At 42.9% G+C, this 26,904-nt stretch carries 22 protein-coding genes; 12 read left to right on the forward strand and 10 right to left on the reverse strand.

The features are described from left to right. Positions 1 to 17 precede the first annotated feature (17 nt). The 4 genes from L1D51_RS10610 to purL all read right to left on the reverse strand — a co-directional run bounded on the left by L1D51_RS10610 (position 18) and on the right by purL (position 7,053). Entirely contained in the window at positions 18 to 353 is a 336-nt protein-coding gene (locus L1D51_RS10610; protein WP_239963637.1) for a YdbL family probable chaperone protein, read from the reverse strand. Between the two features lie 9 nt (positions 354 to 362). Next, a complete protein-coding gene (locus L1D51_RS10615) occupies positions 363 to 545 on the reverse strand; it encodes a YnbE family lipoprotein (protein ID WP_054551055.1) in 183 nt (60 codons plus the stop codon). After that, entirely contained in the window at positions 538 to 3,006 is a 2,469-nt protein-coding gene (locus tag L1D51_RS10620; protein WP_239963638.1) for an intermembrane phospholipid transport YdbH family protein, read from the reverse strand. The genes L1D51_RS10615 and L1D51_RS10620 overlap by 8 nt, the downstream gene beginning before the upstream one ends. A gap of 162 nt (positions 3,007 to 3,168) precedes the next feature. Continuing rightward, positions 3,169 to 7,053, reverse strand: a complete 3,885-nt coding sequence (gene purL / locus L1D51_RS10625; protein WP_055022378.1) for a phosphoribosylformylglycinamidine synthase — start codon at positions 7,051 to 7,053, stop codon at positions 3,169 to 3,171. 311 nt (positions 7,054 to 7,364) lie between these two features. On the opposite strand from purL, the gene mltF reads away from it, so the two are divergent. Both mltF and L1D51_RS10635 read left to right on the forward strand, forming a co-directional pair. Then, positions 7,365 to 8,834 (forward strand): membrane-bound lytic murein transglycosylase MltF, encoded by a 1,470-nt coding sequence (mltF, locus tag L1D51_RS10630; protein ID WP_054560974.1) that lies wholly within the window; start codon positions 7,365 to 7,367, stop codon positions 8,832 to 8,834. 94 nt (positions 8,835 to 8,928) lie between these two features. Beyond that, the gene (locus tag L1D51_RS10635) at positions 8,929 to 9,099 is read left to right on the forward strand and encodes a hypothetical protein (protein ID WP_165385080.1); all 171 of its coding nucleotides are present in this window, start codon (positions 8,929 to 8,931) and stop codon (positions 9,097 to 9,099) included. On the opposite strand, the gene tadA is transcribed toward L1D51_RS10635, so the two are convergent. After that, positions 9,100 to 9,597, reverse strand: a complete 498-nt coding sequence (tadA, locus tag L1D51_RS10640; RefSeq protein ID WP_054560975.1) for a tRNA adenosine(34) deaminase TadA — start codon at positions 9,595 to 9,597, stop codon at positions 9,100 to 9,102. It abuts the gene before it with no gap. Between the two features lie 180 nt (positions 9,598 to 9,777). On the opposite strand from tadA, the gene L1D51_RS10645 reads away from it, so the two are divergent. Next, positions 9,778 to 11,082: an inosine/guanosine kinase gene (locus L1D51_RS10645; RefSeq protein ID WP_054560976.1), complete on the forward strand. Its 1,305-nt coding sequence runs from the start codon at positions 9,778 to 9,780 to the stop codon at positions 11,080 to 11,082. Positions 11,083 to 11,088: 6 nt separating this feature from the next. Here the strand turns inward: L1D51_RS10645 and glsB are convergent, their stop codons facing one another. The 5 genes from glsB to ftsY form a co-directional block, all read right to left on the reverse strand. Further along, positions 11,089 to 12,009 (reverse strand): glutaminase B, encoded by a 921-nt coding sequence (gene glsB, locus L1D51_RS10650; RefSeq protein WP_054560977.1) that lies wholly within the window; start codon positions 12,007 to 12,009, stop codon positions 11,089 to 11,091. An 80-nt stretch (positions 12,010 to 12,089) separates the two neighbouring features. Beyond that, positions 12,090 to 12,953 (reverse strand): RNA polymerase sigma factor RpoH, encoded by an 864-nt coding sequence (gene rpoH, locus L1D51_RS10655; protein WP_055198313.1) that lies wholly within the window; start codon positions 12,951 to 12,953, stop codon positions 12,090 to 12,092. A gap of 225 nt (positions 12,954 to 13,178) precedes the next feature. Beyond that, positions 13,179 to 14,165, reverse strand: coding sequence for a permease-like cell division protein FtsX (ftsX, locus tag L1D51_RS10660; RefSeq protein WP_239963639.1), 987 nt, complete (start codon positions 14,163 to 14,165; stop codon positions 13,179 to 13,181). Beyond that, positions 14,162 to 14,839: a cell division ATP-binding protein FtsE gene (gene ftsE, locus L1D51_RS10665; protein WP_054560978.1), complete on the reverse strand. Its 678-nt coding sequence runs from the start codon at positions 14,837 to 14,839 to the stop codon at positions 14,162 to 14,164. Before ftsE ends, ftsX begins: the two co-directional genes overlap by 4 nt. A gap of 53 nt (positions 14,840 to 14,892) precedes the next feature. Beyond that, the gene (ftsY, locus tag L1D51_RS10670) at positions 14,893 to 16,989 is read right to left on the reverse strand and encodes a signal recognition particle-docking protein FtsY (protein ID WP_239963641.1); all 2,097 of its coding nucleotides are present in this window, start codon (positions 16,987 to 16,989) and stop codon (positions 14,893 to 14,895) included. A gap of 209 nt (positions 16,990 to 17,198) precedes the next feature. Here ftsY and rsmD point away from each other — a divergent pair, with 209 nt between their 5' ends. The 9 genes from rsmD (at position 17,199) to purH (ending at position 26,834) form a co-directional block, all read left to right on the forward strand. Beyond that, complete coding sequence (gene rsmD, locus L1D51_RS10675) at positions 17,199 to 17,816, forward strand: 16S rRNA (guanine(966)-N(2))-methyltransferase RsmD (protein WP_054560979.1); 618 nt, start codon at positions 17,199 to 17,201, stop codon at positions 17,814 to 17,816. A 145-nt stretch (positions 17,817 to 17,961) separates the two neighbouring features. After that, entirely contained in the window at positions 17,962 to 18,177 is a 216-nt protein-coding gene (rpsU, locus tag L1D51_RS10680) for a 30S ribosomal protein S21 (protein ID WP_002957797.1), read from the forward strand. Positions 18,178 to 18,198: 21 nt separating this feature from the next. Further along, positions 18,199 to 18,645 carry a GatB/YqeY domain-containing protein gene (locus tag L1D51_RS10685; RefSeq protein WP_054551044.1) on the forward strand — a complete coding sequence of 149 codons (447 nt, stop codon included), beginning with the start codon at positions 18,199 to 18,201 and terminating at the stop codon, positions 18,643 to 18,645. 136 nt (positions 18,646 to 18,781) lie between these two features. Further along, positions 18,782 to 20,533 carry a DNA primase gene (gene dnaG / locus L1D51_RS10690; protein WP_054560980.1) on the forward strand — a complete coding sequence of 584 codons (1,752 nt, stop codon included), beginning with the start codon at positions 18,782 to 18,784 and terminating at the stop codon, positions 20,531 to 20,533. A gap of 123 nt (positions 20,534 to 20,656) precedes the next feature. Next, positions 20,657 to 22,513, forward strand: a complete 1,857-nt coding sequence (gene rpoD, locus L1D51_RS10695) for an RNA polymerase sigma factor RpoD (protein WP_054560981.1) — start codon at positions 20,657 to 20,659, stop codon at positions 22,511 to 22,513. 64 nt (positions 22,514 to 22,577) lie between these two features. Continuing rightward, positions 22,578 to 23,459: a 50S ribosomal protein L11 methyltransferase gene (gene prmA / locus L1D51_RS10700; RefSeq protein WP_055196721.1), complete on the forward strand. Its 882-nt coding sequence runs from the start codon at positions 22,578 to 22,580 to the stop codon at positions 23,457 to 23,459. Between the two features lie 270 nt (positions 23,460 to 23,729). Continuing rightward, positions 23,730 to 24,701, forward strand: a complete 972-nt coding sequence (dusB, locus tag L1D51_RS10705) for a tRNA dihydrouridine synthase DusB (protein WP_054551040.1) — start codon at positions 23,730 to 23,732, stop codon at positions 24,699 to 24,701. 21 nt (positions 24,702 to 24,722) lie between these two features. Continuing rightward, positions 24,723 to 25,013 (forward strand): DNA-binding transcriptional regulator Fis, encoded by a 291-nt coding sequence (gene fis, locus L1D51_RS10710; RefSeq protein ID WP_002957804.1) that lies wholly within the window; start codon positions 24,723 to 24,725, stop codon positions 25,011 to 25,013. A gap of 234 nt (positions 25,014 to 25,247) precedes the next feature. Continuing rightward, positions 25,248 to 26,834 carry a bifunctional phosphoribosylaminoimidazolecarboxamide formyltransferase/IMP cyclohydrolase gene (gene purH / locus L1D51_RS10715; protein ID WP_239963640.1) on the forward strand — a complete coding sequence of 529 codons (1,587 nt, stop codon included), beginning with the start codon at positions 25,248 to 25,250 and terminating at the stop codon, positions 26,832 to 26,834. Positions 26,835 to 26,904 lie beyond the last annotated feature (70 nt).

Consider the following 26,904-nt stretch of genomic DNA (forward strand, 5'->3'; position numbering starts at 1 on the left):
CTATTAAATTTAGTGAGTTATTTTTTTACCCACTCACCGTTCACTTCAATGTAGTGACCCGGCTTAGTTTTTTCGATAGTTTTAGCCGCAGCAAGGGCTTCAACTTGCGCTAACGAAAGGTTATTCTTTTTCGCAAGTTTTAAATATTGCTCTTTACGTTTTGCATTAACTTCGTCAACGACTGCTTTTGCTTCGCTGTTATTAACCACTAAACCTAAATAGCCTGAGCTGTCTTCACCCACTAAGCCTTGGCTCTTTGCATCATCAAGGCTGATAGCCCAAGCAGAGAAAGATAAACAAACAGCACTGATCAAGGTGATCACATTTAGTTTTTTAAGTTGTAATTTACGCATATGTGCTCCTTAGAATAATTCGCTGTCATCACTGAATAAGGTATCAAGTTCTTTATCCACTTTTACGCGGATCTCATGGTCAACTTTTACATTTAAGTTGATTGTAATCGGCTCTTTTGCTGCCACCTCAACACGGTGGGTACAGGCACTCAGCATGCCTACTGCCGTCAGCATTACTAACCACTTAGCCATCATTGCTTCCTTTTTTTGCATACTCTTTCTCAACTTTTTGAGTAATTTCATCACTTAAACGCAGCGCTCTAAGCAAGGTAAATACATTCTCTTCATGGTTATAATTAAAGTTCACTGCTTGCTGCTGCGCTTCATTATAACCCTCTAAATTAACACCTAAATGTAACCAACCATCTGGTTTGAGGTTAACACTGCTACGTAGTTTTTTAATATCTAAATTCTCAAGTAAACTCAGCGTGGTGCTCAGCTCTTGTTGCTGCGCTTTTACAGCTTCAAAACCTGCGTTATTGGAAATCAGTAATTTACCATCGCCCTGATTAACTAACTGCCCTTGCTTTACCTCTATGCCCTGTTTGCTTATAACAACAGGTAAGGTGCCTGCTAAGCGCCCGCTTAAGCTAATGCCAGACTCAGCATCAAGGGTGACCAATTTACTAGCATCAATATTTTCAAACTTAACAGTCGCGGTTTGGTTATCACTGAGTGGGCAGTACTTATTTACCACAAATGCGCCGCCCATAACCTGACCAGTTAAATTAGCTGCGCAAGGCTGATTAGCCGTTACCTGCAACTGACCTTGTATATTTTTGACCACGGCACCAGCGCGCAGTTCATTGAGTGTAAATTTAGTCGCTGCAATATTAAGCTGGCCTGAATTAAACGTGCCGTTCAAATTCACTGCAAAATCATTCGCTAGATAATCATTATAAAGCGCACTAAGTTTATCTATCTGCAAATTGCCCTGTGCTTGTTGAAGATTTACATCCCCTTTTATATTGCCCGAAACGACTCCGTCGGTGACTGTAGCAAGCGGCTCAAACTGAGCAATTATTGGGTTAAGTTTGGATACTGCTTGCTCTGGTATCACCAACTCAAACGGATGCGCAACCTCAGACATATGATGACTGACAAGCGCTTCAAAGCCATCTGCAAATACATGATGCGTTGCCTGCAAGGCGCGGCTTTGAAGAGCCTTTGACACAACAGACAACTTATTTAAGCTAAGCTCTGCTGTTGATAATTTGGCGGCAGTGGTTTTGGCATCAATATCAGCAAATAATTCCCCCACACTGAGGTCTGTACTAAGGGTTAGCTCATTACTTATTTTTACTGCATTCATATCATCATAATTTAATGATTTAACCTTGCTATTGGCTTTAACAACGAGGTGCTGCTGGGCATTATACTCAGCGTCAATCGCGCTGCTAAAATCAGCTAACTGTGCACCTGATATTAGCGCATTTTTAGCACTGATATTGGTATTCAGTTTAGCTGTAGGACTAGTAAATAACTCATCGATATCTAGCTTCCCTTTAGCCCCAATACCCTCAACCAGAGCACCGTCAGCCTGAAAATCTAAAAATGCTGGTAATGACTCCACCGACAGTTGAAAATCAGCGCTAACGCTGCTTTCATGCAAATGCGCATTGAGTTTAAGCTCATCTATATCTTTACTATTAAAATCAATGCTAACTTGGCTATTAAGTGATGCGAGCGGCTCCAGCAAAGAAAGGCTCGTATTACTGACTGTCACCTCACTTTGCCCTTCTGTAGCTTGCAGCTTTACAGTTGGGATTGATAGCAGCTCACCTTCTACACTGACTGGTTTTTCAATGTGTAACTGCCAAGTAAGCGGTAACTGCGCTTCAATAAATGATTGATGCTGTTGATCTGCTATGGTGTTTAAGCAATCTCGGTTTGCGCTAAGCTGATTTTGTAAAGCTGATAAATCCGCGTATAAGTGCTGTTGATTTAATTGATACTTAGCACTCAATTGCCCTTCACTGGCAAAACCTAATTCGCACTGCTTTATTGCATGCTGATAACTTGCATTAATTGAGCTTTCAATTGCAACTGTAATTCCATCAAACTTAATCTGTGACTGAGTGGTAAAATGGCTGCTTGTTGGCAATGTTACGAACCGCTCAGCCACTTGCTCATCAAACGTGATGTTGGCTTTGACTTCATAATTAGATATTACAACGTCAGCATTGAGATCCCGCGAAATCGTAAAATGATTTAGGCGTTTTTCTTGTATCTCCAGCCTAACAGGGGTGTCGGTAAACGGTGAGACTACATCAAGCTGCTCAATTCGAATTAGCGGCCTTTGCTCGGGTAATACCAAGGCAAGCTTTTTAAATTCAGTTTTTGAAGCGTCAGGTTGTTGATTATTAGTCTGATTGCTAATTATAAGATTGGCTCGAGAAACACTAACCTGTTGCTTGTTAGCAAGGATGTCAGCTAACTCTATTTGCTGCCCTTGATAAGTTAAGCATAATTTCTCAATATTCAAATCAAGCTGGCGAGTTAATGACCAATCAATGCAGTGAAGCTCGGCGCCATTTTTACTGAGCATAGGCGTTAAATACCACGATGTCAGTGGTAATCTGAAAAGATACGCCAACAACACTATGCTTAGCACGATACCTAGCAACCCAACACACGCACGCTTAAAACTCAAAAAACTCTCCTTGCTTTTGAACTTACACTTACTAGCAACTAGCAACTAGCAACTAGCAACTAGCGTCATTATAAACAAAAAGGCCACACATGATAGTGCAGCCTTTTTAGTTTAAACGGTTTGTATGAACCTAGCTTGTATAGCTAGGCACACAATTAAGTTCTAGCCAACGTTTTTACGAGCGTTGCGGAACATACGCATCCATGGGCTATCCTCAGTCCACTCATCTGGGTGCCATGAGTTAGCAACAGTACGGAATACACGCTCTGGGTGCGGCATCATAACCGTTGCACGGCCATCAGTTGAGGTAATACCTGTGATACCTTCTGGCGAGCCATTCGGGTTAGCTGGGTATTGCGTTGTTGGGTTACCGTAGTTATCAACAAACTTCACTGCCACAGTACCTGATTCAAGCGCTGCTTTAACTGCATCACCGTTTGCGAACTCAGCATGACCTTCACCGTGAGAAACAGCGATAGGCATACGTGAACCTGCCATACCGTTAAAGAATACCGATGGGTTTTCTTGTACTTCTACAAGGCTAAAGCGAGCTTCAAAACGCTCTGACTTATTCGTTACGAAGCGAGGCCAGTGCTCAGTGCCCGGGATCAATTCTTTCAATGTTGAAAGCATTTGACAGCCATTACACACACCTAAGCTGAATGTATCTTCGCGGTGGAAGAAGCTTTGGAACTGCTCACGCGCCATCTCATTAAATAAGATTGACTTAGCCCAGCCTTCACCTGCACCTAATACGTCACCGTAAGAGAAACCACCACATGCCACTAAGCCTTTAAATTGCTCAAGTGTTAAACGACCTTCAAGAATGTCGCTCATGTGCACGTCAACCGCAGCAAAGCCTGCACGGTTAAATGCCGCAGCCATTTCTAAGTGAGAGTTAACGCCTTGCTCACGTAGAATCGCCATTTTCGGCTTCGCACCTGTTGCAATGTAAGGCGCTGCAACATCTTCGTTTAAGTCAAAGTTTAGTTTTACATTAAGACCAGGGTCTTTTGCGTCAAACTTAGCGTCAAACTCTTGCTTAGCACACTCAGGGTTATCGCGACGTGCTTGCATTTGGTAAGTTGTTTCTGCCCACATAGTACGAAGCTCAGTACGCGTGTGGTTAAGAACCACATCATCACCACGAGTGAATACCACACGATCATCAGCGTTTAGTGCGCCAATTTCATGGCTGATAGCTGCTAAGCCATGGTCTGCAAGAACGGCTTTAACTGCGTCTAAGTCAGCGTTTGCCACTTGGATAACCGCACCTAGCTCTTCATTGTAAAGCGCTTCGATGTCTGAACCTGTTAAGCCAGCAAGGTCAACAGTAACACCCGTGTGACCAGCAAATGCCATTTCAGCAACCGTAGTGAATAAACCACCGTCTGAACGGTCATGGTAAGCAAGTAGCTTGTTATCAGCAACAAGCGCTTGCATTGCTTCGTAGAAGCCTTTTAATAATACAGGGTTATCAACGTCAGGCGTTACATCCCCTAGTTGCTTATAAACCTGTGCAAGGCTTGATGCGCCCATACGGTTTTGACCCGCACCTAAATCAACTAATAATAGTGATGACTCACCTTTATCAGTACGTAGCTGTGGCGTTACGGTTTTACGCACATCTTCAACACGACCAAAGGCAGTAATGATCAATGATAATGGTGCAGTAACCGATTTTTGCTCGCCGTTTTCATCCCATTGAGTTTTCATCGACATTGAGTCTTTACCCACAGGAATAGTTAAACCGAGCGCCGGACAAAGCTCTTCACCTACCGCTTTTACAGCTTCGTAAAGACCCGCATCTTCGCCTGGGTGGCCTGCTGCAGCCATCCAGTTTGCAGATAGCTTGATATTTTCAAGGCCACCAATGTTCGCACACGCGATGTTCGTTAGTGACTCAGCCACAGCTAAACGAGCAGAAGCACCGTAGTTTAAAAGTGCAGCTGGAGTACGTTCACCTAATGACATTGCTTCACCGTGGTAAGTATCAAACGCAGCGGCTGTTACCGCACAGTTTGCTACTGGCACCTGCCAAGGACCTACCATTTGGTCACGCGCAACTAAACCCGTTACCGTACGGTCACCAATGGTGATTAAGAATGTTTTCTCAGCAATCGTTGGTAAGCGTAATAAACGCTGTGCAGCGTCTGCAGCATCAATGTTAGCAACGTCTAATGGTTGAGATTGCGCTTTTTTCGATTCAACTTCACGATGCATTTTTGGTGCTTTACCAAGTAAAACATCAAGCGGAAGATCAACTGGGTTGTTACCGAAGTGGCTATCTTCAACCGTTAAGTGACGCTCTTCTGTTGCTTCACCAATAACAGCGTATTCTGCACGCTCACGTTTACAGATTGCTTCGAAGCGCGCGAAGTCTTCTGCTGCAACAGCTAATACGTAACGCTCTTGAGATTCGTTACACCAAATTTCGTGTGGTGCCATACCCGGCTCATCGTTTGGAATGTCACGAAGTTGGAATTTACCACCACGACCACCGTCGTCTACAAGCTCAGGGAATGCGTTTGAAAGACCACCTGCACCCACATCGTGGATGAAAGCGATTGGGTTTGCATCACCTAGCTGCCAACATTTATCGATAACTTCCTGACAACGACGTTCCATTTCTGGGTTTTCACGCTGTACCGATGCAAAGTCTAAGTCTTCGTTTGATTGACCTGAAGTCATACTAGACGCAGCACCACCACCAAGACCGATGTTCATTGCCGGACCACCTAGTGCAATTAGCTTAGCACCTACAGGGATTTCACCTTTTTGAACATGTTCAGAACGAATGTTACCTAAACCACCGGCAAGCATGATTGGCTTGTGGTAACCACGTACTTCTTCACCGTTATGGCTTGATACTTTCTCTTCGTATGTACGGAAGTAACCAAGTAAGTTAGGGCGACCAAACTCGTTATTGAATGCCGCGCCACCTAATGGACCTTCAGTCATGATATCAAGTGCATTAACGATACGACCAGGCTTACCGAAGTCTGTTTCCCATGGCTGCTCGTAACCAGGAATACGTAGGTTAGATACAGTGAAGCCAACTAAACCAGCTTTAGGTTTAGAGCCGCGGCCTGTTGCACCTTCATCACGGATCTCACCACCAGAACCTGTTGATGCACCTGAGAATGGCGCAATCGCTGTTGGGTGGTTGTGAGTTTCAACTTTCATCAAGATTTCGATGTTTTCTTGATGGTACGCGTACTCACCTTCAACATTAGGGAAGAAACGACCTGCTAACGAACCCTTCATTACCGCTGCGTTATCTTTATATGCAGATAGTACGTTTTCAGGGTTTTGCTCGTAAGTGTTTTTGATCATTTTGAACAATGATTTTGGCTGTTCGATGCCATCAATTGTCCAATCGGCGTTAAAGATTTTGTGACGACAATGCTCAGAGTTTGCTTGCGCAAACATGAATAATTCGATGTCGTTCGGGTTACGCCCTAACTTTTGGAAGTTTTCTACCAAGTAATCAATTTCGTCATCTGCAAGCGCAAAACCTTGCTCCACGTTTGCTTTAGCAAGCGCTTCACGGCCACCACCTAAAATGTCAACTGATGACATTGGACGCGGCTCATCGTGACGGAATAATTTAGCTGCATCAGCCATATCCGCGTGCGTTGCTTCAGTCATACGGTCATGTAATAACGCTGCAACTTCAGCTGTTTGCTCAGCTGATAAATTACCTTCTACGTAGTATGCAATACCACGCTCAACACGGTGAACTTGGCTTAAGCCACAGTTATGTGCGATGTCAGTTGCTTTTGATGCCCAAGGCGAGATAGTACCTGGACGCGGCGTTACAAGAATTAACGTGCCCGCAGGGGTATGCTCAGCAATTGTTGGGCCATAAGTAAGCAGTTTTTCCAGCTTGGTTTGCTCATCAGCTGAAAGCTCGGCTGTAAGATCAGCAAAATGCATGAACTCAGCATAAACGTCAGTGACTGGAAGTTGTGCCTGTTGGCAACGCGCTAAAATTTTCTGAACTCTAAAATCGGAAAGTGCTGGTGCACCACGAAGGATCAACATAGGTATTTTCATCCGGGGTTAGGGATTGAACGATATTTTAGGCGCATATTATAGTGCAAATAACGTCTAGATTTAACTCAAAATTACGCTTTTATTTAAATAATCTTCATAACCGCTTTTATGGTTGCAGCAATTAACTATCTTAGTCGTCCTTATTTCTTCGCAGGTTCTTGTTCTGTATGACTTATCTACTAGCAGCCTTGTTATAGTTATTAATTTTTAAATAGATAACTAAAACTATTCGCCAAGTGACGTGGCTTAGAAGTTTTGTTATAACACTAAGGTAATGGTTTAAGGGGCATTTATAATCTATGCAAAAGTTACTCGCTATTTTTAGTTTAGTGCTCATGTTATGTGCGTGTGATATGCAACAGCAACCGTCGCAACTTGCTCATATCAAGGCACAGAACAAAATTAGAGTAGGCACATTAGCTGGCGCGAGTAACTACTATCAGGCTCCACAAGGTGTGCAAGGCTTTGAATATGAGCTTGCCCAAGAGTTTGCTGACTATGTTGGTGTAGAGCTCGAGATGGTGCCTTTTTTTAATCTATCCGATATGTTCGCACGCTTAGAAAGTGGCGATTTAGATATTATAGCTTCAGGTCTTACCTATAATACGATTCGGGCAGAGCATTATCGATTTGGCCCAACCTACCGAACAATTAGCCAAAAATTAGTTTATAAACAAGGCCGTACTCGCCCTCGAGAGTTTGAGGATTTAACCGGTAATCTCACTGTTTTAGCCAAAAGCAGCCACTCGTTGGCACTACAGCAATTAAAACAATTGCATCCTGAACTTAGCTGGAACGAAACAGAAGACATGGATGAAGAAGAGCTTCTGCAAGCAGTTATCGACGGTGAAATTGATTACACCCTAGCAGATTCACACACCTTATCGCTGTTTCGCCGCTATCACCCAAATTTAAGTATCGGCTTTTCGGTTACCCGTAACGACCCTATCGCTTGGTTACTAAGAAAAGATGGTGACGACTCTTTATATGCCTTGATGGTGCCATTTTTTGGCGACGTGAAAAAAAGCAACCAGCTTTATGTGTTAGAAGAAAAATACTTCGGCCATGTTCGTCAGTTTAACTATGTGAACACGCTTGCTTATATCGAAGCAATAAAAGACACCTTACCTAAATACCAACCTTGGTTTGAGCAATACGCAGGTAACATAGACTGGCGATTACTGGCAGCTTTGAGTTATCAAGAATCAATGTGGAACCCAAGGGCTAAGTCACCAACCGGTGTACGTGGCATAATGATGCTAACCCAAGCAACAGCAAAACAGGTCGGCGTAACAAATCGACTAGAGCCTGAGCAAAATATTAAAGGCGGTGCCCAGTATCTTGCCAAAGTGATTTCTTGGATCCCTGAACGCATTCCGCAGCCCGACAGAACCTGGTTTGCCTTAGCCTCTTACAATGTTGGCTGGGGACACGTCAACGACGCACGTATTATTACCGAGCAAGAAGGTGCAAGCCCAGATAAATGGGCTGATGTTAAAAAGCGCTTACCGCTTTTAATTAAAAAGCGTTACTATCGGAAAACCAAATATGGTTATGCCCGTGGCGATGTTGCAGTAAAGTACGTTGATAATATCCGTCGCTATTACGACGCACTGGTTTGGCTTGATGAAAATGATGCGATTGCTAACCCAAGCGAAAAAGAACAAAGCACTGAAGAAGCTCAACCTGAAGCGCAAGCAAGCGAGCCAAAGCCAAATGACAACACGCAACAAACCAACTCAGAGCAGCAAGAATTAGAAAACAACTAACTTCAAGCACCGAAATCTGTTTACTTGTCATCAAATGATCATTATCTTCCTGTAGAGATCAATATAATGCTTTACTCTCACTTAAGGAGCACTCATGTTAAAAAGAAGACGCACGACACATAAGTTCAAGCGTAATGTTATTTACTCAACGGCGACCCGCCGTCGTATCATGCTACGTAATACACACAAAAAAGTTATTTGGCGTCGCCGCTTATTTGCGATGCAGTTAATGGAAGCACAAGTTCCTGCAACGCCGGTTGTATAACTAGGCGTTGCGAGCAGCCTGCTTTGCCGCCTTTTTCTCTTCTCTACGACGCTTAAAAAACGCAGATATCACCGCCCCACACTGCTCACTCATAACATCGCCGGTTACTTCAACTTGATGATTAAGCCTAGGCTCTTGCAGCAGATTCATAATTGATCCTGCCGATCCCGTTTTGGCATCTTTAGCACCAAATACCAATCGCTTAATGCGGCTATGTACCAACAGGCCTGCGCACATAGAACAAGGTTCTAACGTTACATACAGGGTGCAATCGATTAATCGGTAGTTATTAAGTACTTTACCTGCTTCGCGGATTGCCATCATTTCAGCATGAGCGGATGGGTCGTTATCGATAATTGAGCGGTTATAACCATAGGAGATCAGTTGATTGTCTTTTACCAGCACAGCACCAACCGGAATTTCATTAATCGCAGCCGCTTCATTAGCGTAGTTTAATGCTTTTTCCATCCAATATTGGTCGCTAAATTGTTCGCTCATATATCACACAAATCTTGTAAAACTGTGAGTAATTATACCTAGTTAGTGAAAAATGTCGGCAATAAATACTGCTACACTTAAAAATTAACGCAAAATTTAGTGGCTTTTTCATGGCTCAATGGACCCATATTGCGCTATAATCTCGCGCTTTTTTTATTTAGCTTACAACACGGGTAGCAAATGAAATTTCCTGGACGCCGCAGGCATAAACATTATTTTCCGGTGGAAGCCAAAGATCCACTGACGAATCAACTTAACTCAACCGACCGACTACAACGTAGTTATATTACGGGTATCGACCAAATTGTGGTAGATATTGAAGCGAAAGTTGATCAAGCTTTCCTAGATGAATTTCAATTGCGCCGTGGCATGTCGCAAGTGATCGATAACGATATTACCAACGCGCTATACGACAGACTAAAACTCGACAATATGATCGATTATGAGTTTGCCGGTGGTACGGTAGGTAACACCATGCACAACTACTCTACCCTAGCTGACGACCGATCAGTACTGTTAGGGGTAATGAGTGAAAATATCAAAATCGGCAGCTATGCATACCGTTTTTTATGTAACACCTCTAGCCGCGTTGACCTTGACTACCTTCAGCCTGTAGATGGCCCAATTGGTCGTTGTTTTACCTTAATTGACGAGACCGGTGAGCGTACCTTCGCAATCAGCGCGGGGCTTATGAACCACCTGCGCCCTGAATCAATCGATCAAGCACTTATTGAGAATTCATCAGCACTGGTTATCAGCGCATACCTAATGCGTACTCAAGGTGATGAAACCATGACAGAAGCCACCATGCAGGCAGTAAAATATGCCAATGATGCAGGTGTCCCTGTGGTTTTAACCCTTGGCACTAAGTTCCTAATTGAACAAGACCCTGCTTGGTGGGCTGACTTTGTAAAAGAGCATGTTGATATTCTTGCTATGAATGAAGAAGAAGGTCTTGCGATTACTGGCTTTGAAGATCCGCTTCTAGCTGCCGACAAAGCGCTAGATTGGACTGATTTAGTTATTTGTACGGCTGGCGAAAAAGGCTTATTTATGGCCGGTTACGTAGACGACTCATTCAAGCGTGAAACAGAATACCCGCTATTACCAGGCGCGATTGCTGACTTTAACCGTTATGAATTTTCGCGCGCAATGCGTAAAGACGACTGCCAAAACCCTATTCGTGCGTACAGCCATACAGCACCGTTTATGGGCGGCCCAGATAGTATTAAAAATACCAATGGTGCGGGCGACTGTGCGCTAGCTGCCGTACTGCATGACTTATCAGCAAACGTTTACCACAAACTTAATGTGGCAAACTCAGCGAAGCATCAGCAACCTGCTATGACCTACTCATCGCTTGCACAAATTAGTAAATACGCTAACCGTGCAAGTTATGAAGTACTTGTTCAGCACTCGCCACGTTTATCTCGTGGCTTACCTGAACGTGAAGATTGTTTAGAGCAAGTTTACTGGGATCAGTAACAGCAACTAAAAAATCGAAATATCCAGTTTCTGGGATAAACGCTCAAGAGCCGCTATCCCAGCTACTGAGTTACCATACGAGTTAAGCCTTGGCGCCCACACAGCCACAGTAAATTGATTCGGTAACACAGCTAATATAGTACCAGATACCCCTGACTTACCCGGCATACCAACACGGTAGCCAAAATCCCCTGCAGCATCGTATAAACCACTGGTAAACAGTAACGAGTTTAACTGCTTATTTTGCCTTGCACTGAGTACTTCTTGGCCATTGGCATCTTTACCTTGGTTTGCTAAGTAATTGTACGCTTTTGCTAATTCTACGCAGTTTAACTCTATGGCACAGAAGTTAAAGTAAGCCCATAACACATCATCAACTTCATTATTAAAGTTGCCGAATGACTTCATTAGATGCCCCATCGCGGCGTTGCGATGACGAAACTCATATTCAGAGTTTGCCACTTTCTTATCAATAACAACCTGAGCATTTCCTGATAACTGGCGAAACGACTCAAGCATAGAGTGCATCGGCGCAGATAAACGGCTATATAACGCGTCACAGGTGACAATCGCACCGGCATTAATAAATGGGTTGCGTGGTATGCCCTGTTCAAACTCAAGCTGTGTAAGTGAGTTAAAAGCGGTGCCTGATGGCTCTTTACCAACTCGTTGCCACAGCTCATCACCATAACGCTGAAGTGCTAAAGTTAAGGTCATTACTTTCGAAACAGATTGAATTGTAAAACGTGCACTACAATCACCCGCGCAATAGGTTTGCCCATCTACTGTATGAATAGCAATGGCAAACTGGTTTGGCTCAACCTCTGCAAGCGCAGGAATATAATCAGCAACCTTACCTTGGCTCAGTAATGGTTGAACTTCTTTTGTGATTTCATCTAATACATGTTGATAATCAATCTGTGACATACCGCATCCTTTAAAACAAAAAGCCCCGCATTTGCGAGGCTTTGTAGTCTACTAAAGATGGTTTGCTATAGCGATTGCTATTAGCTCATCGCTGATTGCAGTTTTTTCATTGCTGTTTTTTCTAGCTGGCGAACACGCTCTGCTGAAACGTTATATTTCTCAGCAAGCTCTTGTAATGTCGCTTTATCGTCAGCTAACCAACGTGCACTTACGATGTCTTGAGAACGTTCATCAAGGGTTTTTAAGGCGCTGAATAAACGTGCATGAGACTGTTCTTGCCATTGCTGCTCTTCGATATCATCAGCAAGGTCAGCACTGCCATCTGTTAAATACTGTACTGGCGAGTATGTGCTTGTCGGTGCGTCGTCATTGTCGTCGCCCGTTAAGTCAAAGCCCATATCTTGGCCACTCATACGTGATTCCATCTCACGTACTTCTCTTTCACTTACACCTAGCTCATTAGCAACTGTGCTAACCTCAGCTTGGTTAAACCAACCTAAACGTTTTTTGTTTTTACGTAGGTTGAAGAATAATTTACGTTGCGCTTTTGTAGTTGCAACTTTCACGATACGCCAGTTTTTCAGTACGTATTCATGAATTTCAGCTTTGATCCAGTGTACTGCGAATGAAACTAAGCGAACACCTACACTTGGGTCGAAACGTTTTACCGCTTTCATCAGACCGATATTACCTTCCTGAATTAAATCAGCTTGCGGTAAGCCATAACCTGAATAGCTTTTCGCAATATGAGCAACAAAGCGTAGATGCGACATAATGAGTTGCTTCGCAGCTTCAAGATCACCTTCTTCCTGAAGACGTGTCGCCAACTGCTTTTCTTTCTCTGCATCAAGCATAGGAATAGTGCTAACCGCTTGAAGGTAGCCGTCCATACTTGCGCTCTGTTGACCTGCAGTAAGTGCCATTGCGTATAAATCTTTACTCATTTTTCACCTCAGTGATAAACATTTGAAACCATCTTAGCACTCTTTAAGCGAGAGTGCTAACTTCAATTAAAAACTTTTTTAAAGTTCAAATCAAGTGGTTTTTGCATCTATTTTTAGTCTACGCTAACACGCTGAATAAGCGATGAATTCTAGCTTGAAGTGATATTTTGATAAATTAACAGCGACTACTATTTATCGCTAAAAGAGCAGTGTAACAACGAATTGTTACACTTTATCGGGTTCAATTTCTTTTATGTAGCGGTTAACTGATAGGTAAGAACCAACAAATCCTAAGCCTGTTGCAAGAGCGACTAAAATGCCAAACTCTGAGAGTGTTAAACCAATTAAGTCAAAGCTGGTTTCATAAACACCCGCAACATCACTTACAGCAGCACCAAGCCACCACATCATTAATGCAACACAAATAAAAGAGAACAAACCGCCAATAATACCGTACCAAATCCCTGTCCATAAAAATGGTGCATGAATAAAGGTGTTTGTCGCCCCTACTAACTTCATCACTTGAATTTCATCTTTCTTATCCATGATTGATAAGCGGATAGTATTACCAATGATCAGGGTGACGGAGGTTAATAATAGTAGAGCAATGGTAATCACGCTTTCTTTTAATAAACTTAAAAGTGCATTTAATCGCTCAAGCCAAGCAATATCGAGTTTACCAAAATCAACTTCTCTTTCGCCTTCAAGTTTTTGCAGTAATTGTTTTGCAGTATTTGGCTGACGGTAGCGTGCTGTCGGCGTAACAATCACAACATCAGGTAACGGGTTCGCATCTAAATATTCAAGTGCTTGGCCAAATCCTGATACTTGTTTAAATTCAGTGAGGGCATCGCCTTTTGATATAAACTCCACTTTATCTACTTCAGGGTAGAGAGCTAAACGCTTAACCAAGGTTTGCGTTTGCTGCTCGCTCATAGTCTCTTTTACGAACAACGAGATCTCTGCAGCATCTTCAAAGCCACTGCTCACTTGCGAGACATTTTTAACCACTAAATAAAGCGTCGCTGGCAGTGTTAAGCTTAACCCCAATACCGCAATGGTCATCAATGAGGCTAAAGGCGTTCGCCACATTTCACCGAGGCTGTGCACACCTTGGCGAATAAGATTAATAAAGAAGAAATAAGGCGCTGCTAAAAATGACTTCTTTTGACGTTCGTTTTGGCTGTGGCGGCTTTTAAACAATAAACTCATAGTGCCCCCTCAGCTAACGGATCGTCAATCATACGGCCATCTTTAAGTGTTAGACTGCGATAACGCATACGCGCAATTAAGCCAATATCATGGGTTGCAATCAGCACGGTTGTACCATGATTATTAAAGTCTTCGAATAAACGTAAAATGTCCATCGAAAGTTCAGGGTCTAAGTTACCAGTTGGCTCATCGGCTAATAGGATTGGCGGTGAATTAACGATAGCGCGAGCAATACCAACACGCTGCTGCTCACCACCTGATAAGGTTGCTGGATTACACTTAGCTTTATCAAGTAACCCGACTTTATCAAGCGCACCGTGAACACGTTTAGCTATTTGCTTATGGTGCGTACCTTCAATGATTAAAGGTAAGGCAACATTATCAAACACTGAGTAACGTTCTAGTAAGCGGTGATTCTGAAAGATGATACCAATATCGCGGCGCACATAAGGGATCTGGCGCGATTTAACAGCATTTAAATCAACACCATTAATAAGCACCTGCCCGGCTGATGGACGCTCCATCAAGCTGATAAGCTTCAATAATGTACTTTTACCTGCCCCACTGTGCCCGGTTAAAAAGGCCAGTTCACCAGGCTTAATATGAAAGCTGACTTTTTCAAGGGCACGATGGCCACCTGGATATGTTTTACTGACTTGCTGAAAATTTATCATTTTAGTTATCAATCATCTTGCAGCGAAAAAGGGAGCAAGCTCCCTTTAGTTAATTATGCGTCATCCTCGTCTTGGCTAAATAGTGCATCAATAAAGTCACCACTATTAAAGGTACGTAAATCATCAATACCTTCACCAACACCAATGTAACGAATTGGGATATTAAATTTATCTGCAACGGCGAAAATCACACCACCTTTAGCGGTACCATCTAGTTTAGATAAAGTAATGCCCGTTAAACCAACACATTCATTAAATAATTTAACTTGGCTAATTGCGTTTTGACCTGTACCTGCATCAATAGTTAGCATAACTTCATGCGGCGCATCTGGGTCAATTTTCTTCATTACACGGGCAATTTTTTCAAGCTCTTGCATTAGGTTATCTTTATTTTGCAAGCGACCTGCTGTATCAGCGATTAACACATCAGCATTACGAGCCTTTGCAGCCTGAAATGCATCAAATACCACTGACGCACTGTCTGCACCTGTATGTTGAGCAATCACTGGGATGCTATTACGCTCACCCCATACTTGCAGCTGCTCAACCGCTGCAGCGCGGAACGTATCTCCGGCAGCAAGCATCACTGACTTACCTTCGCTTTGGAACTGCTTAGCTAATTTACCAATCGTGGTGGTTTTACCTACACCATTTACACCCACCATTAAGATAACAAATGGCTTTTTGTCACCACTTACAACCAGCGGCTGCTCAGCGGTTTTAAGCATACTTGCCATTTCTTGCTTCATTAACTCATATAAAGCATCGCCATCTTTTAATTGCTTACGATCAGCGGCATCGGTTAGGTTATCAATCAACTTCATTGTTGTATCAACACCTAAATCGGCTGTTAGTAATTGTGTTTCTAGTTCTTCAAATAACTCATCGTCAATTTTCTTACCACTAAAAATAGATGCAAAGCCTGAACCAATATTAACGCGAGTTTTTAATAGACCTTTTTTAAGGCGTGCGAAGAAACCTTCTTTCTTTGGTTTTTCAGCAGCGGCTTGAGCAGCTTTCTCTTGCTCTAAACGCTCAGCTTCTGCTTGTTCTTCAGCAATGCGTTCTTGCTCTAAGCGCTCCGCTTCTGCCTTCTCTGCAGCAATGCGTTCTTGTTCTAAACGCTCCGCTTCTGCCTTTTCTGTCGCGATACGTTCTTGCTCTAAGCGAGCTGCTTCTGCCTTTTCTGTCGCGATACGTTCTTGCTCTAAACGTTCCGCTTCTGCCTTTTCTGCCGCAATGCGCTCCTGCTCTAAACGTTCCGCTTCTGCCTTTTCTGCCGCAATGCGCTCTTGTTCTAAACGTTCTGCTTCTGCCTTTTCTGCAGCGATACGCTCTTGCTCTAGACGATCCGCTTCTGCTTTTTCTGCAGCAATACGTTTTTGTTCTAAACGATCCGCCTCTGCTTTCTCTGCAGCAATACGTTCTTGCTCTAGACGATCCGCTTCTGCGTTTTCTGCAGCAATGCGTTCTTGTTCTAAGCGCTCCGCTTCTGCCTTCTCTGCAGCAATTCGTTCTTGCTCTAAACGTTCCGATTCAGCCTTTTCTGCAGCAATGCGTTCTTGCTCTAGACGTTCTTCCTCGGCCTTCTGTGCAGCAACTTGCTCGGCTTCACGCTGCGCCTGTTCTGCTGCAGCACGCTCTTGCTCTAATTTCATTGCTGCTTCTTGCTCAGCAAGACGAGCTTGTTGTTCTTGACGTTGTTGTTCTGCCGCTTGCTGCTCTTGAGCTAAACGTTCAGCTTCTGCTTGTTCTGCCGCAATGCGTTCTTGCTCTAGACGCTCTGCCTCTGCCTTTTCTGCCGCAATGCGCTTTTGCTCTAAACGCTCCGCTTTTGCTTTTTCAGCAGCGATACGCTCTTGCTCCAAACGCTCCGCTTTTGCTTTTTCAGCAGCGATACGCTCTTGCTCTAAACGGTCAGCCTCTGCCTTTTCTGCAGCAATGCGTTCTTGCTCTAAACGCTCCGCTTCTGCCTTTTCTGCAGCAATGCGTTCTTGCTCTAAACGTTCAGCTTCAGCCTTTTCGGCTTCAATTCGCTGTTGTTCTTCTATTTGCTTCTGGTTATCAGCCTCTTTTGCTGCTTGCTCTGCTTGTTGCTTATCTGATTTGCCAAAACCAAACCAAGACAGGAATTTACTTTTTTTTGCCATACTTGCTAATAACCACTTATAAAAATCTGATAAACTTACATGAATAATAGTTTGGTGACAGTTCAGCTTTTTAGCCAAACATAAACAGGTACCATCTATCGCTAAGGTCGCAATACTATCACTTTTAGCGCAGTAGAAAAATGACACGCTAGCTATTGCATACAATATTATCTGAGCTAGTGGTCAGTTACCAATGATTAGTGAGTTAAATGAGAAAAAAATCAACAGCTAACCGCCAAGCAAAAGCAGCGAACAATAAATCAGCAAATGGATTTATTCGTATTATTAGTGGGCAATTTCGCGGTAGAAAATTACCCGTAAAAGATGTGCAAGGCTTGCGCCCAACCACAGACCGTATAAAAGAAACTGTATTTAACTGGCTAATGCAAGATACCCGAGGCGCAGCGGTACTCGATTGCTTTGCCGGTTCCGGCGGTTTAGGTTTTGAGGCGTTATCGCGCTTTGCTGATCATGCTGTGTTTTTCGAACTAGATAAAGGTGCCGCTAGCCAACTAAAAGAAAACATTAGCACCCTTAAATTGGATAATGCCGTCGTAAAACAAGGCAATAGCCTTTCATTATTAGAACAAAACATGCAAAACGAGCAATTTGATCTAATTTTTGTTGACCCGCCATTTCGACAAAACTTGGCTGAAAAAAGTTGTTTTTTACTCGAAAAAAATAGCTGGTTATCTGCCCAAGCACTTATATATGTTGAGGTCGAAAGCGAACTAAGCGACCTAGACACCCCAGATAACTGGATGCTTTTAAAAGAAAAAACTGCCGGACAAGTGATTTGTCGGCTATATCAACGCGAGACAAATTAACTCTGTTTTGCAAACCTAGTTTCTGTTAATATTATTCTTTACATGTGGTGTTGCTTCGGATTACAATACCGCACCATTTTTGAACCACTTGGTCGTTATTCGATCAACTTGAGCAACGCTCATTATTTAGGTAGGTGAATTTTTAATGCCAGTAATTAAAGTAAGAGAGAACGAACCGTTTGACGTAGCACTTCGTCGCTTCAAGCGTTCATGTGAAAAAGCAGGTATCCTTTCAGAAGTTCGTCGTCGCGAGCACTATGAAAAACCAACAGCTGAGCGTAAGCGTAAAAAAGCTGCTGCAGTAAAGCGTCACATGAAGAAGCTTTCTCGCGATAACGCACGTCGCGTTAAATTATACTAATCAGTATTTGGTCTTGTATAAATGAGCCTTTTATTAACGCTAAAAGATGCGCAAAAAGATGCGATGAAGGCAAAGGACAAAGAACGTCTTAAGCCTATCCGCATGGTACTTGCTGCAATCAAGCAACGTGAAATTGACGAGCAAATTACGCTTGACGACGACGGTATTACCGCTGTTTTAGTAAAGCTTGTTAAGCAACGTCGCGATTCTTACACCCAGTACATTGATGCGGGTCGTGAAGATTTAGCTGAAATTGAAGCCAGTGAGATTAAAGCACTTGAAGAATTCTTACCTCAACAATTGAGTGAAGAAGAAATCATTGCTCTTATTGACTCGGCTATAGCTGATACAAACGCAGCGGGTATGCAAGACATGGGTAAGGTAATGGGAGTTATCAAAAGCAAAGCTGAAGGTCGTGCCGATTTAGGTAAGATTTCTGGCTTAATCAAGCAACGATTAACTGCCTAACCCCCACATACAGATGTATGATTCAAGCAAACCGAGCCTAGTGCTCGGTTTCTTGCTTTTAGTCTTTCATAAACACAGTAATTGTGTTCAAATCTTATTTTACAACGCATAGATAGCGCAGGAAAATACAACAGCTATGGCCGGAAAAATACCTCGACAGTTTATTGATGATTTACTCGCTCGCACAGATATTGTTGAGTTAATTGATTCGAGAGTTGGCCTTAAAAAAGCAGGTAAAGACTACCAAGCTTGTTGCCCATTCCATAACGAAAAATCACCTTCATTTACCGTTTCTCAAGATAAACAGTTTTACCACTGCTTTGGTTGTGGTGCCAATGGCAATGCAATTTCGTTTGTTATGGAATACGACAAATTAGAGTTCGTTGATGCTATTGAAGAATTAGCGAGTATGCTCAATTTAGACGTACCTCGCGAACAAGGCACAAGTTCTGGCCCGCAACGCACTGCAGAACAAAAGCGCTCCGATTACGATTTAATGTTACATGCTGCTCGCTTTTATCAGCATCAGTTAAAGCATCATGCCAACTCAAAAACGGTTATCGACTATATCAAGGGTCGTGGTTTAAGCGGTGAAACAGCGAAAAAATTCATGATTGGTTATGCGCCAAGTGAATGGGAAGCGCTATGCCAGCAACTTGGCCGCAACAAAGAACAAAAAGAGCAGCTTGTAGAACTAAAACTAGCCTCTGAAAAGTCGCCAGGTCGTCAATTTGACTTCTTCCGTGATCGACTCATGTTCCCTATTCGCGATAAACGCGGTCGGGTGATTGCCTTTGGTGGCCGTGTTATGCAAGCGGATCAAGGTCCTAAATACCTTAACTCACCAGAAACCCGTATTTTCCATAAAGGCTTTGAGCTTTATGGTTTATACGAAGCCAAGCAAGCACATAAAAAACTTGAACATATTTTAATTGTTGAAGGGTATATGGATGTTGTTGCTTTAGCTGAGCAAGGCATCGAATATGCCGTTGCCGCCCTTGGCACAGCAACGACCGCAGAACATATGCACACTTTATTTAGAACCACAGATAAAGTGATTTGCTGCTACGACGGTGACCGTGCAGGTCGCGATGCAGCTTGGCGTGCACTAGAAAATGCACTGCCTTATCTTGGTGATGGTAAGTCATTAAAGTTTGTGTTTTTACCAGATGGTGAAGACCCTGATTCACTGGTACAAAAAGAAGGTAAAGACGCTTTTGAAGCTAGGTTAAGCGAAGCGGATGATTTTACTAAGGTGCTGTTTAATAAGCTCAGCCAAGAGATAGACCTTACTCAAGACGCAGGTAAAGCAAAGCTCCTTAGTGATGCCCTGCCACTAATTGAAAAAATCCCTAGTGATTTTTACCAAGAAAATATTTTGGAACATCTTGGCCGCTTAATTGGTCGAACAAGAGAGCAGTTAAATAATCGCGTTAAGTCGCCAAAGCAACAGCATGCGATTGAGCGTAAATTTAAAATAACACCAATGCGTCAAGCGATTGGTATTTTATTGCAACACCCAAATTTGGCGACCAGCATTGCTTATATGCCAGAATTAGCTGAGATGAAAATAGCCGGTATTGAGCTATTTTTACGCATTCAGCACTTAGCACTAGAACGTGAAGGTATCACGACGGCACAAATTTTAGAGTCATTTAGGGATGGCGCTGAATATGACGCGTTAGTGAAACTAGCAACTTGGCAGCACCAAATAAATGACGATCGTTTAGAGACGGTTTTTAAAAATACTTTTAAATTTATTGAAGACCAGTGTTTAAATTATCGACTAGAGACCCTATTAATAAAAGACAAGACCCAAGGCTTAAGCAGCGAAGAAAGGCTAGAATGCCACTTACTGACGCAAGCGTTAAAAGGCAGCAACAGCTAGTCAGAATTGAATAATGCTGTTATACTGTGCTATTCACTGCGTCTAGTTAGTTTTCGTGTCGCTTAATTAGTAAGCGAGCTGGCGCCTGTTGTATCAACTTTCAGAGTGGAAGAATAAATCTCTATGGATCCAACTCCTCAGTCACAATTAAAGCTTCTGATTCAAAAAGGTAAAGAGCAAGGTTATTTAACTTTTGCAGAAGTTAATGATCACCTTCCACAAGACATTATCGACTCAGATCAGGTAGAAGATATCATTAGCATGATTAATGATATGGGTATCAAGGTAAGTGAAAACGCACCTGATGCCGATGAATTAATGATGCAAGAAACAACGACAGACGAAGACGCAGCAGAAGCCGCGGCAGCTGCACTTGCGACTGTAGAAAAAGAGATCGGTCGAACAACTGACCCTGTACGTATGTATATGCGTGAAATGGGTACTGTTGAACTTCTTACGCGTGAAGGCGAAATCGTTATCGCTAAGCGTATTGAGGAAGGTATTAACCAAGTACAGATTTCAGTTGCTGAATACCCTGAAGCAATTACTTATCTACTAGAGCAATGGGACAAGTTCGAAGCAGAAGAAATGCGCTTAAGCGACATTATCTCTGGTTTCTTTGATCCTAATAATGAAGAAGAATCACAAATCTCTGCAACACACATCGGTTCTGAGTTAAACGAAGAGCAACTCGACGAAGAAGACGACGAAGACGATGATGAAGATGACGACAGTGATGACGATGATGATAGCGATGGCGACACAGGTCCTGATCCTGAAGAAGCTCGTATTCACTTCGAAAACTTACGTGAGCTTTATAACAAGGCACGCGAAACGTTCGAAGAAAAAGGTCGCTCGCACCCGGATTCACTTGAAGCTATTGCAGAAATAGGCGAACTATTTAAAACCTTTAAATTAGTGCCAAAACAGTTTGACCGCATGGTTAACAACATGCGTGAAATGATGGACCGCGTTCGTGTACAAGAACGTATCATCATGAAACAAGCTGTACAAATTGCTAAGTTACCGAAAAAGAGCTTTATCAAGCACTTTGCTAACAACGAAACAGACACAAGCTGGATTGACCTTGAGATTGCTGCAAACGAGAAATACTCAGTAGCACTTGAAACAGTTAAACCAGAAATCATTCGTTGCATCAGCAAACTAAGTGCAATTGAAGAAAGCACAGGCCTTAGCATCGAACGAATTAAAGATATCAACCGCCGCATGAGTATTGGTGAAGCGAAAGCTCGCCGTGCGAAGAAAGAAATGGTTGAAGCGAACTTACGTCTTGTAATTTCAATTGCGAAAAAATACACCAACCGTGGTTTACAGTTCTTAGACCTTATCCAAGAAGGTAATATTGGTCTAATGAAAGCGGTTGATAAGTTCGAATACCGCCGTGGTTATAAGTTTTCTACTTATGCAACATGGTGGATCCGTCAAGCAATCACGCGTTCGATTGCTGACCAAGCACGTACCATCCGTATTCCTGTGCACATGATTGAGACGATCAACAAATTAAACCGTATCTCTCGTCAAATGCTACAAGAGATGGGTCGTGAGCCGAGCCCAGAAGAATTAGCTGAGCGTATGTTAATGCCTGAAGACAAGATCCGTAAGGTACTTAAAATCGCTAAAGAGCCAATTTCAATGGAAACACCAATCGGTGATGATGAAGATTCGCACTTAGGTGACTTCATTGAAGATACCACTATCGACTCACCTATTGATTCTGCAACAATGGAATCACTACGTGGCGCAACAAACGATGTACTAGCGGGCTTAACAGCACGTGAAGCTAAAGTACTACGTATGCGTTTCGGTATCGACATGAACACTGACCATACATTAGAAGAAGTAGGTAAACAATTTGACGTAACACGTGAGCGTATTCGTCAAATCGAAGCGAAAGCGTTACGTAAATTACGTCACCCTTCTCGCTCTGACTTACTGAAAAGCTTCTTAGATGCTAAGTAATTTAGTATCGCGTTATTAACTAAAAGGCCGCTGTTGCGGCCTTTTTTCTATTCGAGAGATATTCATGGCTTGGATCCAAATTCGCATCAACGCAAATGCAGACAACGCAGAATTAATCAGCGACTTACTCATGGACACTGGCAGTGCGTCAGTCACCTATGTTGATGCCAAAGATACCCCTATTTATGAGCCAAAACTTGGTACTGTGCAGTTATGGGCTGATACCACTGTGATTGGCCTGTATGACGCTAACCATGATATGGAAAGCGTAGTAGCAACATTAAATGCTGAAGCAACACTCGCCGATAAGCTCGTTTATAAAATTGAACAGCTTGAAGATAAAGATTGGGAACGTGAATGGATGGATAACTTCCACCCTATTCAATTCGGTGAGCGCTTATGGATCTGCCCAAGCTGGCGCGATATTCCAGATCCTGATGCGGTTAATGTATTACTCGACCCAGGCCTTGCTTTTGGTACAGGTACCCATGCAACGACTGCGCTTTGTTTAAAATGGCTAGAAAGCCAAGATTTAACAGGTAAAACTGTGGTCGACTTTGGTTGTGGCTCAGGTATTTTAGGAATTGCTGCGATCAAACTCGGCGCTGAACGTATGATCGGTATCGATATAGATCCTCAAGCCCTTGAAGCAAGCCGCGATAATGCAAAACGTAATGGCGTTGCAGATAAACTTGAAGTGTATTTACCTGAAGATCAGCCAGAGTTTACAGCCGATATTGTGGTTGCAAACATCTTAGCTCAACCTCTTCGCGAACTACATGAAGTGATTTTAGGTCTTTTAAAACCGAATGGTAAAATTGCTATGTCAGGTATTTTAGAAGAACAAGCTCAGTCTGTAGCCGATGTTTACGCCCCGTTTTTAGCACTTGATGACGTGGCTGTTGAGGGTGAATGGACCCGAGTAAGCGGCATCAAGAAAGCCTAAATAGCACTAGAGTATTTACTCAAACATAATAGGTAAAGCCAGTATTTAACAGGCTTTACCTTATTTTTACAGTTAGTAGTTTCTCACTTTTTTGTGAGTAAAAATTTTTCTGTTCAAATATCAAACAAATCAACCTACCCGTCAAACTGTTATCAAAAGTCAATACGAAAAGGGCAAAAAAAAGTCACTTTTGTTCAATTTATAGCCTTTGATTTTTGCTAAAAAAGCCGTAAACTTAGCGCCCCTTGAAAAGAGGCCAATTGAATAACAGTGCGTATCGGTTCATACCAACTTGAGAACAATGTAATTGTCGCGCCAATGGCAGGCATTACAGACAGACCATTTAGACAACTTTGCCGTCGCTTAGGTGCGGGCCTTGCTGTTTCTGAAATGCTCTCGTCAAACCCGAAAGTATGGAAAACCGAAAAATCGATGAACCGTATGGATCACAGCGGTGAATCGGGAATTCGTTCGGTGCAAATCGCCGGAGCCGATCCTGAGCTTATGGCACAGGCAGCACAATTCAATGTCAGCAATGGTGCACAGATCATAGATATCAATATGGGGTGCCCAGCTAAAAAAGTGAATAAGAAACTCGCAGGCTCAGCCTTATTACAGTTTCCTGAATTAGTACAAGAGATACTCGATGCCGTTGTTAATGCTGTCGATGTCCCTGTCACTTTAAAAATCCGTACCGGATGGGATCAGGATAACCGTAATGGTGTCGAGATTGCGAGAATAGCTGAACGTTATGGCATTGCCTCACTGGCAGTACACGGGCGAACGCGCGCATGTATGTATAAAGGTGAAGCAGAGTACGCCACAATTAGGGATATTAAACGTTCAGTGTCTATCCCTGTCGTTGCCAATGGTGATATTACTTCACCAGAAAAAGCAAAGCAGGTTTTGGATTATACGGGTGCAGATGCCATTATGATTGGTCGAGCCGCCCAAGGTCGCCCTTGGATTTTTAGGGAGATAGACCACTATTTGCGAACTGGAGAACATTTGCCAGCACCTGAAATTGCAGAGGTGCGTAGCATTTTGATGGAGCATTTAGACAATCTTCATCAGTTTTACGGGGAGCCAATGGGAGCGCGTATCGCTCGAAAGCATGTATCTTGGTATTTGCAAACCCATGACAGTGACGGTCAGTTTAGGCGAGTATTTAATGCGTTAGATAACCCACAGGCACAAGTCGACGCATTAGAAGAATACTTTAAAACACTAGCAGCTAACTAAGAAAGAAAGAGACATATAACGATGTTCGAACAAAACGTGACTTCTCCATTTATCACAAACCCTCATGTACAGTCACACGAGAAACCACAGCCGTTGCGTGATGCAGTGAAAAAAGCTGTTCATCACTACTTAAAGCAACTTAATGGTCAAGACGTACAAGACGTATACGACCTTGTTCTTTCTGAGCTAGAAGCACCATTACTTGAAGAAGTAATGACGTACACGCGTGGTAACCAAACTCGTGCTGCAATCTTACTAGGTATCAACCGTGGTACTTTACGTAAGAAGCTTAAAAAATACGGCATGAACTAATACTGGTTATATTGGACTCGTAGTAAGCCAGCATATTTATTTTGCTAATAAACGCTTACTAATCCAATACAACTGATATAAAAGTTTTTAATAAAAAGCACCTTAGGGTGCTTTTTTTATAGCTGTTAAAAACTATGCAAAATCCTCACGCTTTAAACGTCGTTTTTTAAAGCAGATTCAGTTAAAATACCGCCTTTCTAAGCTAGCTCAAACATTGAGGTAATCAAAACTACAATGGATACACATCGTCCAATTCGTCGCGCACTATTAAGTGTGTCAGATAAAACCGGTATCGTTGAATTTGCTCGCGCTCTTGAAGCACAAGGCGTGGATATTTTATCAACTGGCGGTACTTGCAAATTACTTGCTGATAACGGCATCAAAGTCACTGAAGTATCTGACCATACTGGTCACCCTGAGATCATGGATGGTCGCGTAAAAACACTTCATCCAAAAATTCACGGCGGCATCTTAGCGCGTCGCGGTCAAGATGAAGACGTAATGGAGGATCACAACATCTCTGCTATCGATATCGTTGTAGTTAACTTATACCCCTTCGCAAACACTGTTGCGAAAGAAGACTGCAGCCTAGAAGATGCGATTGAAAACATTGATATCGGTGGTCCAACTATGGTTCGCGCTGCGGCGAAAAACCATAAAGACGTAACTATCGTAGTTAATGCAAAAGATTACGACCGCGTAATCAGCGAAATGCAAAGCAACAACGGTTCAACAACGTATAAAACACGTTTTGATCTAGCTATTGCTGCTTACGAGCACACAGCTCAGTACGATGGCATGATTGCAAACTACTTCGGCAAAATGGTTCCTGACTACACAGAGGAAGCTGCTGAAGAGACTAAATTCCCACGTACTATCAACATGCAGTTCACTAAAAAGCAAGATATGCGCTACGGTGAGAACTCACACCAAGACGCTGCTTTTTATGTTGAAAACGACCTAACTGAAGCATCTGTTGCGACTGCAGTTCAACTGCAAGGTAAAGCACTTTCTTACAACAACATTGCTGACACTGACGCAGCATTAGAGTGTGTAAAAGAATTCGACGTACCAGCGTGTGTTATCGTAAAACATGCGAACCCTTGTGGTGTGTCAATTGGTGACAACATTCTTGAAGCTTATGATCGCGCATTCAAAACTGACCCTACATCAGCATTTGGTGGCATCATCGCATTCAACAAAGAGCTTGATGCAGACACAGCTGAAGCAATTGTTGCTCGTCAATTCGTTGAAGTTATCATTGCACCTAAAGTATCTGAAGCAGCTGCACAAATCGTATCTGCTAAGCAAAACGTTCGTTTATTAGAATGTGGTGAATGGACGGGTAATGCAACAGGTCACGACATCAAGCGTGTTAATGGCGGTATTCTAGTTCAAGACCGCGACCTAGGCATGGTAACGCAAAGCGACCTTAAAGTTGTATCTAAGCGTCAACCAACTGAGCAAGAATTAAAAGATTTATTATTCTGCTGGAAAGTAGCTAAATTCGTTAAGTCTAACGCAATTGTTTATGCACGTGACGGTATGACGATTGGTGTAGGTGCAGGTCAAATGAGCCGTGTTTATTCAGCGAAAATTGCTGGTATCAAAGCCGCTGACGAAAACCTTGAAGTAAAAGGTTCAGTTATGGCATCGGATGCATTCTTCCCATTCCGTGACGGTATTGATGCAGCAGCAGAGGCTGGCATCACCGCTGTTATTCAACCAGGTGGTTCAATGCGCGATGAAGAAGTTATCGCTGCAGCTGACGAAGCTGGTATGGCAATGGTATTTACAGGTATGCGCCATTTCCGCCACTAATCACATAAAGGGTTAAGCACATAGCTTAACCCTTTTTGTTTGCCACAAATTCACGTATTCTGATTAATAA

The organism is Pseudoalteromonas shioyasakiensis (assembly GCF_022398475.1).
Lineage (GTDB): Bacteria > Pseudomonadota > Gammaproteobacteria > Enterobacterales > Alteromonadaceae > Pseudoalteromonas.